Below are 13806 nucleotides of genomic sequence, written 5' to 3' on the forward strand. Positions count from 1 at the left end.
ATGAAGTTATACCTTGTCCCTACTCCTATTGGAAATTTAAAAGACATCACGTTTAGAGCTATCGACGTTTTAAAAGAAGTGGATTTAATATTGGCTGAAGACACCAGAACTTCAGGAAAACTTTTGAAGCATTTTGAGATCACCACACAAATGCAAAGCCACCATATGCACAACGAGCATAAAACGGTGAATCATTTAATTGAAAAACTAAAAGCAGGAATGACTATCGCTGTCATTAGTGATGCTGGTACTCCAGCCATTTCAGATCCTGGATTTTTATTGGTAAGAGCCTGTGTAGAACATGGGATTGAAGTCGATTGTTTACCAGGAGCCACAGCGTTTGTACCCGCTCTAGTAAATAGTGGCTTACCCAACGACAAGTTTGTATTTGAAGGCTTTCTACCTGTTAAAAAAGGACGACAAACCCGATTATTGCTTTTAGCTGAAGAAACTAGAACCATTATTTTTTACGAAAGTCCACATAAGCTTATAAAAACGCTCGGTCATTTCTGTGAATATTTTGGAGAGGATAGATTGGTCTCTGTTTCTAGAGAAATCACCAAACTCTATGAAGAAACGATTCGAGGCACTGCAAAGGACGTTTTAGAACACTATACTAACAAGCCACCTAAAGGAGAAATTGTCATTGTGGTAGAAGGAAAACATAAATAGAATAATGACTGTAGATAATTTTTTAACCAAGCTAAAATCCAGTCCAAAGCAGATAAATTTTTCTGAAACCATGGCTGTTATAGATAGCAATTATTTATTTAAACCAACCGCATTTACAAATGGAAGCTTAAAAAATGCTGAAGACCAAAACTTAGGCTCTTGTAAGCTGCTCTCCTTTGCTGTGGATCAGAAATTAACAATAGAAGAAACTTTAGCTTGTTTTGGCAGCTATTATTTTGAAGATGTCCTCTTAAATCCAGAAGGAACAGGGCATCAAAACATCCGAAATTTTATAAAAACAGGCTTTGAAGGCCTACGCTTTGAAACCTTTCCTTTAGAAAAAAGCTAAAATTCCGTTTCGTATTTGGGTTAACTTTTACAGTAGCCGGATTAATCATCAGCCTTTAATTTTCATAATTTCATGTTTCAATCTAGAAATATGGAAACTAAACATTATGATGTCTTTGTTATTGGCAGTGGCATTGCAGGTCAAACCGCAGCTAAAGCCTGTATAGAAGCAGGATTAACCGTAGCGATTTCTGATAAACGCGAATATGGAGGCACTTGTGCAACAAGAGGTTGTGATCCCAAGAAAGTACTGATGCAATTTGCAGATGTCATGCAAAACACAACGCAGCTAAAAGGATTAGGAATTAAAAAACGACCTAAAATTAAATGGAAAGCTGTTAAGAAATTTAAAACATCTTTCACCAAACCCGTTCCGACATCTACAGAAAGTGATTTAAAAGAATTGGGTATAGATTTGTATCATCAATCTCCAAAATTCATTAGTAACAATGAAGCTATGGTTGAAGGTAAAACCATTTCTGCAGATAAATTTGTAATTGCTACAGGTCATGTGCCGCGACAATTAGAGTTTGAAGGTTCAGACCTATTGAAAACGAGTGATGATATTCTGAATTTGAAAAAAATCCCCAAATCAGCCATATTTATAGGCTCTGGTTATGTTGGCATGGAATTTTGCTACATGCTTTCTACAATGGGTTGTGACGTGACCATGATTGAGGTAGGAAACAATGCTCTATCTCAATTCGATTCGTTTTTAGTTGAAAAGCTAGTCGAAGTTTTAGAAAAGAATGGAGTGAATTTCATGTTTAATACCAATCCTGTCGAAGTAAAAAAATTGAAGAAAAACTTAAAGTTGACCTATGAAAAAAATGGAAAGACTAAAACCATAAAAGCTAGAAAAATTTTCAATACCGCAGGTCGTGTGCCAGCAATTGAAAAGTTGGATTTAGAACATGCTAATATTAAAGTTGATGAATCAGGTATTTTAGTGAATGATTTTATGCAAAGTACTAGTAATGACAATATTTATGCTTGTGGAGATGTCTCTAGTAAATCGTTACCACTAACACCACTATCTGGTTTGCAAGGTTATATTGCAGGCCATAATATTATAAACGGAAATAAAAAGGAATTCAAAAATCCGCTAGTGCCATCGGTTGTTTTTACGAAGCCACAAATAGCTAGTGTTGGGTATTCTGAAGAAGAAGCCCAAAGTCGTTATAAAAATATTAAAGTTTTTAAAGGTGATGCTTCAGATTGGTATAACGCTAAAAAGGAACATGCAGAAGCCTATGCTTACAAAATATTAGTTAACGAACGTACCAATAAAATTGTTGGAGCGCATTTGTTGAGCTCACAAGCCAATGAAACTATCAATATTTTTGCGATGGCAATAAATGAAGGCTTAACTTTAAACGATTTTAAAAAACAGATATTTACCTATCCATCTTACACTAACGATTTAAAATCTATGCTGAAAGATGAGGACTAATTTATGGAAGACTTACTTCATAACATAAGCCAATGCACCCTCTGCAAAGCACATTTACCATTAGGGCCGAGACCTGTAGCTACAGCTCATTTAAATTCTAAAATCATAATTATTGGGCAAGCACCAGGAACAAAAGTGCATCAATCTGGGGTTTCTTGGGACGACCAAAGTGGAAAACGCTTAAGAGAATGGCTTAATGTCACAACAGAACAATTTTACAATACAGAAAACTTCGCCATTATTCCCATGGGATTTTGTTATCCAGGAAAAGGAAAAACAGGAGATTTACCACCAAGACCAGAATGTGCACCCCAATGGCACAAGCAATTATTAGAAAAGATGCCAAATGTGGAATTGATTATTTTAATAGGAGCTTACGCCCAAAAGTATTATTTAAAAGAAAACGCTAAACGAACGTTGACAGAAACTGTGGGAGACTATAAGTCTTATTTACCAACTTATTTTCCAATTCCGCATCCGTCACCAACAAATCGGTTTTGGAGGAGTAAAAATCCTTGGTTTGAAGAATTAGTAGTACCTGAGTTGCAGAAAAAGGTGAAATCAATACTTTTATAATGTTGAAAAAATAATTTTTGGTTTAATATTCTCAATTAAACAAATTAAAATAAGTCATTGCTTCTTGCGGATTAGCCTTTGCATCAACACGTTTTATTTCTTTTCCATCTTCATTTAATTCAAGTATAAACATGGTGTCATTTTCTTCTATCATTTGCAAGTATAAGTGAATTGTACCATCTTCATTATAAAATTTTGCAGTTTCATAATTGTCGTAATTAGAGGATACCATTTCGGAATAAATTTTGCCTTCAACAATTTTTTGCGTTATTGTTCTACTGTCTTTTATAAATCGCTGAGACACTATATTTCCTAATAAATCAAAATTTTGAGTTTCTATAGATTCACCATCTTCAATTATCGATTCGGACTGCACTTTACCATTTTCAAAATAAGAATATGTACTGCCAACCAAAATATTATTTTGATATGTTTTTTTACTATTTAAAACTCCATCTGGAAAATACATGAGCTCATCTCCATGCTTTTTACCATTTGAATATTGCGTATGCGAAAACATTTCTCCATTAGGATGAAACACAATATAATCTCCATTTAATAAGCCCTCTTTAAACTCAAATTCTTCCCATTTAGACATCTTATCACCAACAACGTAATAGCCATCCATAAATTTTCGAGTTTCATTTAGTTTATAATATTCTAATCCATTATAAACATTAATAGTATAGGCATCTCTTCCAATAAAAGTAAAAGAATCATCATTCTTATCCTTTTCAGAAGATTTACAACTTAATATACAAAAAGCATGTATTAAAAATAGAAAAGTAAGCTTACGTAATTTCATAATTAAATGTATTTAAATTAATACAGCGACCCATCATGCTTTCCAACAGAAAAGCCATGTTTCCCTAAATATTGATTCCCACTTTCAACGGCACCTTCCTCTATATTTGTTCCCATAGAATCATTCCAACGGTTCAAATAACCAAACAACGAAATCACACCTAACATTTCTACAATTTCACCCTCATCCCAGTATTTGTATAATCGTTTTTTGATATCGGCATCAACCGCATTTGGTACTTGCGACGCTGCCAAACTAAAATCTAAAGCAGCACGTTCTGCTTCTGAGAATGCTGAATGCGTTCTATAGTCCCAAATATGATCTAGCTGTTCTTGTTCTGCTCCATAACGTTCGGCTGCTCTAATCGCATGTGCTTGGCAATATCTGCAACCTGTTGCGTTACTACTCACCCAAGCAATCATACGTTTTAAGGCTGAGGTTACTCTGCCTTCATTGGCCATAACGGCTTTGTTTAAATTAATAAAGGCTTTAGATATTGCAGGTCTGCGTTGCATGGTTAGTACTGAGTTTGGACAAAACCCAAGGGTTTCATTAAAAAATTCTGCGAGTTCTTTTGTTTCTAAATCGTGTTCCGCAGACAAAGGAGTTACTAATGCCATAATTATTTTTTTAGTAGTATTTTTGAATGAACAAGATAATAGTTCTAATTATTAAACAGAAAAAATGGCAGATAAAATAACAACACATTGGAGAGGCAACATGACTTTTGAATCTGATAACCCAAGATGGTCATCTATAATGATGGATGCTTCCGAAGAATTTGGAGGTACTGGTTCAGGTATGGCACCTAAAGCCATGATGCTATCCTCTTTAGCAGGTTGCTCAGGTTTAGATGTCATTTTGACTTTAGATAAAATGAAAGTTGAAATCGATGATTTTAAAATTGAAGTTTCAGGTGAATTGACTGAAGAACATCCAAAAATTTATCATACGGTTGTAGTCGATTATCATTTTTATGGTTCAGATTTAAACGAAAAAAAATGTGAACGTGCCGTCAACTTATCGGTTGATAAATACTGTGGAGTGATGGAAATGTTTAGACAATTTGCAACCGTTGAAACTCATATTCATTATCATAATAAATAAGAATTAATTACGTCAGGTCGAGCGCAGTCGAGACCTCAAAATTCAAATTAAAATAACCTCTCGACTGCGCTCGAGAAGACATTAATTATGCGTTGGACACTTAAACCAAAACCCGAAGCCACTCAAGTGGCATTAATGAAAGAAGCACTTCAAGTCGATGATATTGTGGCGACATTATTGTTGCAACGTGGTATTGACACGTTTGATGCTGCTAAAACATTTTTCAGGCCAAGTTTTAGTGAGCTTCACGATCCATTCTTAATGAAGGACATGAATAAAGCTGTTGAACGTATTGAAAAGGCAATCGATGCTGGTGAAAATATAATGGTTTATGGGGATTATGATGTTGATGGTACAACGTCCGTCGCTTTAATGTCTTCCTATTTAAAAACAAGAACAGATACTGTTGCCACTTACATTCCAGATCGATATGACGAAGGTTATGGTGTCTCTTTTAAAGGTATAGACTTTGCAGACGATAATGAGTTTTCACTAATTATAGCGCTCGATTGTGGTGTAAAAGCCATAGATAAAGTCGCTTATGCCAAAGAAAAAGGTATTGATTTTATAATCTGTGATCACCACAGACCTGGAGCTGAAATTCCAGATGCAGTAGCCGTTTTAGATCCTAAACGCGACGATTGTGAGTATCCTTTTAAAGAATTGTGTGGCTGTGGAGTAGGCTTTAAATTGATTACCGCTTTGGCTTCGAGACAAGGGCAAACCGTTGAGGATTTAACGGAATATCTCGATTTAGTAGCGACTGCCATCGGAGCGGATATTGTTCCAATTGTAGATGAAAATAGAGCCTTGGCTTATATGGGTTTACAGGTGATAAATACCAATCCAAGACCTGGAATGAAGGCCATCATTGCTGAAGTAAAAAAAGATATACTTACCATTACGGATGTTGTGTTCATCATTGCTCCACGAATTAATGCCGCAGGCCGTATGAAACACGGTAACCATGCGGTAACGCTTTTAACGGAAACGGATTTTAACCTAGCTGCAAAATATGCCGTAGAAATCGACAATTTTAATACAGACCGTCGTGAAACTGATAAACGTATCACGGAAGAAGCCTTAGTTCAACTTGAAGAGAATAACGAGCAACAGGGATTTACCACAGTTGTTTATGATGAATCATGGCACAAAGGAGTGATTGGTATTGTAGCATCACGTTTAATTGAAACGTACTACAGACCAACATTAGTATTTACTAAAAGTGGAGATAAGCTAGCGGCTTCGGCACGTTCAGTTTCGGGATTTGATGTTTATAATGCATTAGAAGCCTGTAGCGAACACATTGAACAATTTGGGGGTCACAAATATGCAGCTGGATTAACTTTAGATCCAAAAAATTACGAGGCTTTTAAAGCCAAATTTGAAAGTGTCGTTAAAGAAACCATCGATCCAAAATTATTAACTCGCGAACTCAAAATTGATTTGGATATAGAGTTGGGAGAAATCAATGATAAATTAATGCGAATTCTTAAACAATTTGCACCATTTGGCCCAGGCAATATGTCACCTACTTTTATGTCTCAAAACCTTAAAGATACAGGCTGGGGCAAATGCGTCGGTGAAGATGATAAGCATATTAGACTTACGGCAACACAATCTTTTAACGATAAAATTGTTTGTATTGGTTTCGGTTTAGGCGATAAAATTGATATCATAAAAGGTAAAAGACCGTTTAGTGCTGCCTACGCTATTGACGAAAACCATTGGAATGGCAATGTGAGTTTACAGTTAAAGCTGAAGGATATTAAAGCATAATGAATCCTACAAGGTTTCAAAAACCTTGTAGGTATAAAATATAATTGATTATTTCTCCGTTGCGTTTGTATGAAACAACCAATCGTATTGCTCTTACTTTTTTGTGGCTTTATTTCCATAGGTCAAAACTTAGTACTCAACCCCAGTTTTGAGGATCACAGAACAAAACATTGCATTTCAATTTTAGGAGGTTTTAAAATTCATATTACAAATTGGTCTATACCAAATTATGGATCAACAGATTTTTTTGACACCTGCGAAGCGACTATGGGAGGTAGAAACTATAATGGGTTTCAAGAAGCTAAAGCAGGAACAACTTATGCTGGAATGTATTTGTTTACAGACAAAAACTACAGAGAATATGTTCAAGGAGAACTTTCTAAAACATTAATAAAAGGAAAGACATACACAATGACTTTTTATTTGAGTTTAGCAGATAAATCGTCTTATGCTTTAAAGGATATTCAAGTTTTAATTACGGAAGAAAAATTAAAACCTTGTCATCATTCTAATGCTTGTGATAAGGCTATTAAACCATCTAAAGCGACTGAAGGAAAGTTTAAAATGTATTCAAATCCTGATAATATTTATTTGTCTAATAAAGAGTCTTGGATGGCATATACTTTCGAATTTACAGCCGAAGGTTATGAGAATTACTTTTCTATTGGTAATTTTTATAGAAATGCTAAAACAAAAAAAGAAGATGTATTATCTAATAGTCCTTTTTTGTTTTCTTATTACTATATCGATGACATTTCAATTGAACCTTCAGAAAAAGGCGAAGTGAACGTCAAAAAAGATACATTCAAAACGGTTAAAGCACCCATTATTAAAACTAATGAGACGTACACCTTCATAAATGTCTTATTTGACTTTGATAAAGCCCAATTATTAGCTATTTCAAAAGAAGAACTTAATCAACTTTATAAACATCTAGAACTTAACCCTATGTTAAACGTTGAAATTTATGGTCACACAGATAGCATCGGTTTAGAAACTAGAAATCAAGAATTATCAGAACAGCGAGCCAAAGCGGTGGCAGATTATTTAATTGAAAAGGGTTTGGAACTAACTCGAATTACATCCTTTGGCTTTGGAAGTACACAACCGATTTCAACTAATGACACAGAGGAAGGACGACAATTAAATAGACGTGTTGCTTTTAAGTTAATACAAAAGTAAAATAAGATCTTTGCTTATTATACATTTGTATTGAATCAATTGCAGACCTGCTAGTCTCATAATTTTAAATTAAAGTGGCAAAAAACGATCCATACGCAGCATTAAGAATTAAAGAATTCAACATTTTTTTACTAGTTAGATTTGCCTTGGTTTTTGGTTGGTCTATGCAGTTTATTGTTATCGAATGGCAGGTTTATTCGTTAACTAATGATAAATTGAGCCTTGGCATCATTGGGCTGTGTGAATTTTTACCAGCATTTTTATTAGCACCTTTTGCAGGCCATATTGTTGACAAAAAAGAAAAGCGAAACTTGTTTACGCTTTGCATTGCCTTATTCTCATTAATAAGTTTTGGATTGTTTTGGCTCACTTCAGAGGCCATTGAAAACTCTTGGACAGTCAACTATATTCTATATGGCATCTATAGTTTAGTGTTTTTTGGTGGTGTTTTAAGAGCCTTCTTTGGGCCCACTATTTTCTCGCTTATAGCCTTAATTGTACCAAAAAGAATATATCCCAATGCAGCCACTTGGAGTAGTAGTACTTGGAAAGGCGCTAATGTATTTGGAGCACTTTGTGGCGGATTTTTAATCGCATGGATTGGTGTGCATCATACGCTTGGTATTATATTTTCATTAGTGATGCTGTCTTTAATAGTAGTCTTTGGTATAAAAAAGAAACCTGTTCTAAATAAAAAAACAAATGAATCGGTGATAGACAGTCTAAAGGTTGGACTCAATTTTGTGTTTAGTGATAAAGTTGTTTTAGGAGCACTCACCTTAGATATGATTGCTGTTTTATTTGGTGGTGCTGTGGCCATATTTGCTGTATTTGCAAAAGATGTATTAGACGCAGGGCCAAAAGGTTTTGGATATTTAAATGCTGCCCTTTCTTCGGGAAGTATTATTACGATGGTGGCAACAACCTATTTACCAATCACAAGAAACACAGGGAAAAAACTACTGATTTCAGTATTTGGTTTTGGAGTATGTATGATAATTTTTGGGGCTTCTAAAGTGTTATGGTTGAGTCTTGTTGCGCTATTTTTATCTGGAGTTTGCGATGGTGTATCGATGGTGATTCGCCAAACCATTCTTCAACTTAAAACGCCTGATGACATGAGAGGACGTGTCGGAGCTGTTAATTCCATGTTTGTTGGGTCTTCTAATGAGCTTGGTGCGCTTGAAAGTGGAGTCGCCGCGAAACTATTTGGCGCACCATTAGCCGTTATACTCGGAGGTACTGTGACTCTTATTACGGTAGCAACAATGAGTTTTAAAAATGTATCGTTACGAGAATTAGATCTCACTAAAGATATTGAGGAGCATGAAAAAGAATAGTGGAAGTAGCTTAATATGTCTTCAATTCAAAATTTTCACCGTCAAAAACTCCGTAGGTATAATACTGAATCCAATCGCCTAAGTTGATATACTTAGAGGTTTCATTTAGTTGAATTTCTAGAGGTAAGTGTCTATGACCAAACACAAAGAAATCGCTGTGTTTCTCTTTAAGTTTACGTTTACAATACGCCACTAACCATTCATTATCTTCACCTAAGAATTTAGCATCATCATCTCCAGAAATCATTTTGTTTTTTACCGACATGTATTGACCGATTTTAACGCCAATATCGGGATGCATCCATTTAAATAACCACTGAAAGAAAGGATTGGTAAACACTTTTTTCATGCGTTTGTAGCCTTTATCTCCAGGCCCTAAACCATCACCATGACCAATAAAAACTGAGGTCTTATTAAATGTAAATTCTTGTGGTTTATGATACACAGGAATACCTAGTTCTTCTTCAAAATACCCATTCATCCATAAGTCATGGTTACCCACAAAATAATGAATCGGAATTCCAGAATCACTAATTTCAGCGAGTTTCCCTAAAGTTCTTGTAAATCCTTTTGGCACCACCGTTTTATATTCGAACCAAAAATCAAATAAATCTCCCATGAGAAAAATGGCAGCAGCATCATGCTTGATGTCATCTAACCAAGCGACGAATTTTTTTTCTCGAGGTCGAGAGGCTTCATTAGTTGGAGCTCCCAAATGATTATCTGAAGCGAAATAGATTTTTTTTCCTTCTGCGATGTGTATGTCGTTCGATTTAGTCATTATCACTAGCAAACCATTCAGCGAATGAAGACGCTGTTTCAGAAAGCTTTAAAGAATGTAATTTTATGTTATTAGGCAAACGTTGTTTAATTTTTTCAGCAAAATCAATCACCATCATTTCACTTGTTGGCTGATAATCGACTAATAAGACATTATGATCTCTAGCTTGTAACTCTTTTGCCAATTCTACATGAGGTGTATTTTTGTTAAACACCGTCGCATGGTCAAAAACATCAACAATTTCTTCCTTCACAATTTTCTTTAAGTCGCCAAAATCGATAACCATGCCATATTTTACGTTAGAAGCATCTGAAATGGGTGTTCCAATTACAGTGACATGTAAATTATAACTATGGCCATGTACATTTTTACACTTGCCATCATAGCCATAAAGTGCGTGACCTGTTTCAAAAGAAAACTGTTTTGTAATGCGAATTTTACTCATGCGATTTTAAATTATACTGCAAAGATATTATAATTGAACTCATCTTGACTTTTTGTTTTTAACCGAAAAAGAAACTTGTTCAGATGACGCTATTTTTGAAAGACATAGCACCGCTACGTGTAAGAAAATAGATGAAATATGAGCAAATTTAACTCATTTTTTAGGATAAAGAAAAAGTGATGATGAGTTCTTTGTAAAAGGAATAGCTTTTTAGATTACATTTACGCACTTTTTTTAATTTTTTTTAGAAACATGTTGATGTCAAATTTTTCCAGAAGTCAAGGTGAGTAGCCTTTTTGAAGCTATTCCGTTTGTTGAAAATCCGCTCTATGAGCGTATTATTTCAGACATTTCATCTCAAAAATATAGTATTGTTGATGATTTTTTTTCAGAAGATGAGGTCATTGCTTTACGACATTCCTTGCTTTTAAAGTATGAAGAAGATACGTTTAAGAAATCGGCTATTGGTAATAAAACCAATGAGCACGTTAAAAAAACGGTACGTGGTGATATTATTCTTTGGATAGATGAAAACATTATCAATTCTGCTGAACAATTATTCTTCAATAAAATCAATGATTTAAAAGACTATCTCAACCGTACCTGTTTCCTTGGCATTAACTTGAAAGAATTTCATTATGCTATTTATCCTAAGGACACCTTTTACAAACGACATTTAGATACGTTCCAAAATGATGATAGACGTAAATTATCGTTTGTCTGTTATTTAAATAGTGAAGACTGGCAACCTGAAAATGGAGGTGAGTTGGTCCTTTATTTAGACGGTGAAGACAAGGTTATTTATCCATTTCCTGGCAAAGTCGTTATTTTTGAAAGCCAAGAGTTAGAGCATGAAGTGAAGCCCGTAAACACACAAAGACTGAGTATTACAGGTTGGTTGAAAACGAGATAAACCTATAATATTAACGTCTTTTATATTTGTTGTAGAAAAAAATAATTATTAGTACTAATCCTAAAATAAGGAATAAGCCGTTTCCGCCTAAAAAGCCAAGAATATCCATACTATTCGTCTTTATATCTGTTTTTGTTATATCTATAAATTGCAAAAGCGATAAGAACTAGCACCACAAAAGGTAAGAGTGTGCCAATAAAGACTCCGATGCTATAACTGCTGTCAGGAGCATTCTTAATTTTTTCGTCTATATCAACGTTTTGTAATACTGTTATTAATAAGCTCATTATAGAAAATAAATTACGAATCAAATTTAAGCGTTTTGTGCTAGCGAATTAAATGTTTTTCTAAATTTTATAATTAATGGTAAACCACGAGCAATCATCCAAAATGTAAAGGCGATAAAAATACCATATAGCTTATAATCTAAATGGTCTGTCACTATTATGATAGGAATAAAAACGACTAGCGTTGAAAACAATAGTACATTTCTAAGGTATTTCATTTCTCCTAAACCTTTAAAAACACCATCAAAAATAAAAGCTAAGGCACATAAGGGTTGCATCGCTAGAACAATCCAAAATACGTGGTAAAATTCAGATAACACCGCTTGGTCATTGCTAAAAAGGTTTCCAATAGGATAGTAAAAAACAGCACCAATTACTCCAATAAAAAGTCCGACCAAAATGCCATATTTTATCAATTTACGGCTGAGTTCTAAGAGGCTTTTATAATCTTTCGCTCCCAGTAATTTTCCCGATAAAATATTGCCAGCACTAGCATAACCATCAATAAGAAAAGCACCCAAAAACCATAGATTAATCGCAATAGTATACGCAGCAATATAATTTTCACCATATTTTGTAGCAAAACTAGTTCCGAAATACAAGGCGATATTTAAGGCGATGGTTCTTATAAACAAATTAAGAATCATGAGTGTAAAGCGTTTCATTTCTGGATTAAAAGGTAGTTTTACTAGCAACGGAATATCTGTTTTTTTAAGTAGATAATAAGCTGATAGTAACGCCATAATAAGTTGTGCAAAAACACTAGCATAAGCAGCACCTTTAATGTGCATGGCAGGTATAACACTTTCAATACCATAAACAAAAACAAAGTCTAGAACAATATTCGCCAATGCTCCAGAAATAGCAATCAGCATGGGATAGTACGTGTTTTGAAGTCCTCTAAAGGTTCCAAAAACAGCTATAGTAAATAATGTAAACGGAAAGCCAAAAACGCGTATTTGATAATAATCGACACTAAAATTTAAGATAGCATCCGAAGCATTATAAAGTTTAAAAATTTGTGAAGCCAATGGATAAGTTACAGCTATAATCATGAGGCTAAGTGTGGTAATTACAAAAATAGCTTGAGCAGGTAAATTTTTAACGGCTTCCACATTTCCAGCACCTAAGTACTGTGAAATAATAGACGAAATAGCACTTCGGGTTTGACCTAACACCCAAATTAACATCGATAAAAATGTGGTTACAATTCCTACGGCAGCTAAAGACGTTGTAGCGTTCTGTTCCATATTGCCAATGATAGCGGCATCCGTTAAGGATAAAATAGGTTCGGACACTCCCGAAATTAAAGCGGGAATCGCCAATTTATTAATCTGTTTTAATGTTATAGATGCACTCACAATACCAATTCGTAACAATAAAAAGGAAACTCACTTTGCTTTGGAAAGTAAATATCTCCTAATCGTTTATAACCGCGAAGTTCGTAAAACTTTTGGTTTCTTTTGTTCTGTGAAAAGGTATCTAAGCGAATAGAACTATAGTTATTGTCTATAGCATAGCGTTCTGCATAGCTCATGAGTTGCTGCGCATAACCTTTGCCTTGTAATTCTGGGTGAATGGCCAACCGGTGTATATAAAGGTTATTTTCATTTCCTGTAAACCATTTAACCGTTTTATATTCTGAATCCATTAGTGTAGAAATCACAATGCAACCTATAATAACCTTATCTAACGCTAAAACATAAAGCTCGTTACGCTTTATATCATTTTGAAAAGCAGATATATTTGGATAATCGTCGTTCCATTGAAAAACACCATTAGAAATCATAGATTCAGCACAAGCTTTTGTAATTTCTAAAATTATTTTTATATCCTTTTCTTTTGCTAAACGAATCATTATAATGCTTATTTTTGATTATCAAAAATAAGATAATTTGGGGATGTAGCTCAGTTGGCTAGAGTGCTTGACTGGCAGTCAAGAGGTCGTCGGTTCGAGCCCGATCTTCTCCACCATTAAAATGTGAGGTTTCAGAGTTTTTAACTTTGAAACCTTTTTTTATATTCAATATTAGAATTTTCTAAAAATCAGCTATTCCAAAGCAAATCTTAACTTTTTATACGCCTATTGGTCGTAATAGTGTTGAGCAAGAAAATACA

Annotated in this window: 16 protein-coding genes and 1 tRNA gene; 10 read left to right on the plus strand and 7 right to left on the minus strand. The window is 34.5% G+C overall.

What is annotated here, in order from left to right; all coding sequences use genetic code 11:
* The 4 genes from rsmI (at position 1) to KO515_RS00185 (ending at position 3049) form a co-directional block, all read left to right on the plus strand.
* On the plus strand, positions 1–672 hold the full coding sequence (gene rsmI / locus KO515_RS00170; RefSeq protein ID WP_215934359.1) for a 16S rRNA (cytidine(1402)-2'-O)-methyltransferase: 672 nt from the start codon (positions 1–3) through the stop codon (positions 670–672).
* A gap of 4 nt (positions 673–676) precedes the next feature.
* On the plus strand, positions 677–1021 hold the full coding sequence (locus tag KO515_RS00175; RefSeq protein WP_215934360.1) for a HopJ type III effector protein: 345 nt from the start codon (positions 677–679) through the stop codon (positions 1019–1021).
* Between the two features lie 90 nt (positions 1022–1111).
* Positions 1112–2473, plus strand: coding sequence for a dihydrolipoyl dehydrogenase family protein (locus KO515_RS00180; RefSeq protein WP_215934361.1), 1362 nt, complete (start codon positions 1112–1114; stop codon positions 2471–2473).
* 3 nt (positions 2474–2476) lie between these two features.
* Entirely contained in the window at positions 2477–3049 is a 573-nt protein-coding gene (locus KO515_RS00185) for a uracil-DNA glycosylase family protein (protein WP_215934362.1), read from the plus strand.
* A 31-nt stretch (positions 3050–3080) separates the two neighbouring features.
* On the opposite strand, the gene KO515_RS00190 is transcribed toward KO515_RS00185, so the two are convergent.
* Positions 3081–3854 (minus strand): toxin-antitoxin system YwqK family antitoxin, encoded by a 774-nt coding sequence (locus tag KO515_RS00190; RefSeq protein WP_215934363.1) that lies wholly within the window; start codon positions 3852–3854, stop codon positions 3081–3083.
* A gap of 17 nt (positions 3855–3871) precedes the next feature.
* Positions 3872–4474, minus strand: coding sequence for a carboxymuconolactone decarboxylase family protein (locus KO515_RS00195; protein ID WP_215934364.1), 603 nt, complete (start codon positions 4472–4474; stop codon positions 3872–3874).
* Positions 4475–4538: 64 nt separating this feature from the next.
* On the opposite strand from KO515_RS00195, the gene KO515_RS00200 reads away from it, so the two are divergent.
* The 4 genes from KO515_RS00200 (at position 4539) to KO515_RS00215 (ending at position 9262) form a co-directional block, all read left to right on the plus strand.
* Positions 4539–4961 (plus strand): OsmC family protein, encoded by a 423-nt coding sequence (locus KO515_RS00200; RefSeq protein ID WP_215934365.1) that lies wholly within the window; start codon positions 4539–4541, stop codon positions 4959–4961.
* Positions 4962–5048: 87 nt separating this feature from the next.
* Complete coding sequence (gene recJ / locus KO515_RS00205) at positions 5049–6740, plus strand: single-stranded-DNA-specific exonuclease RecJ (protein ID WP_215934366.1); 1692 nt, start codon at positions 5049–5051, stop codon at positions 6738–6740.
* Positions 6741–6809: 69 nt separating this feature from the next.
* Positions 6810–7922 carry an OmpA family protein gene (locus tag KO515_RS00210; protein ID WP_215934367.1) on the plus strand — a complete coding sequence of 371 codons (1113 nt, stop codon included), beginning with the start codon at positions 6810–6812 and terminating at the stop codon, positions 7920–7922.
* Between the two features lie 74 nt (positions 7923–7996).
* A complete protein-coding gene (locus KO515_RS00215) occupies positions 7997–9262 on the plus strand; it encodes an MFS transporter (protein WP_215934368.1) in 1266 nt (421 codons plus the stop codon).
* A 10-nt stretch (positions 9263–9272) separates the two neighbouring features.
* Here the strand turns inward: KO515_RS00215 and KO515_RS00220 are convergent, their stop codons facing one another.
* The gene (locus tag KO515_RS00220; protein WP_215934671.1) at positions 9273–10025 is read right to left on the minus strand and encodes a UDP-2,3-diacylglucosamine diphosphatase; all 753 of its coding nucleotides are present in this window, start codon (positions 10023–10025) and stop codon (positions 9273–9275) included.
* Between the two features lie 10 nt (positions 10026–10035).
* Entirely contained in the window at positions 10036–10488 is a 453-nt protein-coding gene (locus KO515_RS00225; RefSeq protein WP_215934369.1) for a 6-pyruvoyl trahydropterin synthase family protein, read from the minus strand.
* 283 nt (positions 10489–10771) lie between these two features.
* On the opposite strand from KO515_RS00225, the gene KO515_RS00230 reads away from it, so the two are divergent.
* Positions 10772–11401: a 2OG-Fe(II) oxygenase gene (locus KO515_RS00230; RefSeq protein ID WP_215934370.1), complete on the plus strand. Its 630-nt coding sequence runs from the start codon at positions 10772–10774 to the stop codon at positions 11399–11401.
* A 110-nt stretch (positions 11402–11511) separates the two neighbouring features.
* Here the strand turns inward: KO515_RS00230 and KO515_RS00235 are convergent, their stop codons facing one another.
* The 3 genes from KO515_RS00235 to KO515_RS00245 are packed head-to-tail and all read right to left on the minus strand — an operon-like array spanning position 11512 to position 13546.
* A complete protein-coding gene (locus KO515_RS00235; protein ID WP_215934371.1) occupies positions 11512–11688 on the minus strand; it encodes a hypothetical protein in 177 nt (58 codons plus the stop codon).
* Between the two features lie 26 nt (positions 11689–11714).
* On the minus strand, positions 11715–13049 hold the full coding sequence (locus KO515_RS00240; protein WP_215934372.1) for an MATE family efflux transporter: 1335 nt from the start codon (positions 13047–13049) through the stop codon (positions 11715–11717).
* On the minus strand, positions 13046–13546 hold the full coding sequence (locus tag KO515_RS00245) for a GNAT family N-acetyltransferase (protein ID WP_215934373.1): 501 nt from the start codon (positions 13544–13546) through the stop codon (positions 13046–13048). The genes KO515_RS00240 and KO515_RS00245 overlap by 4 nt, the downstream gene beginning before the upstream one ends.
* Before the next feature lie 39 nt (positions 13547–13585).
* Between KO515_RS00245 and KO515_RS00250 the strand changes: the two genes are divergently transcribed.
* Positions 13586–13662 (plus strand) — tRNA-Ala (locus tag KO515_RS00250).
* Positions 13663–13806 lie beyond the last annotated feature (144 nt).

Source organism: Winogradskyella psychrotolerans (assembly GCF_018860545.1).
Lineage (GTDB): Bacteria > Bacteroidota > Bacteroidia > Flavobacteriales > Flavobacteriaceae > Winogradskyella > Winogradskyella psychrotolerans_A.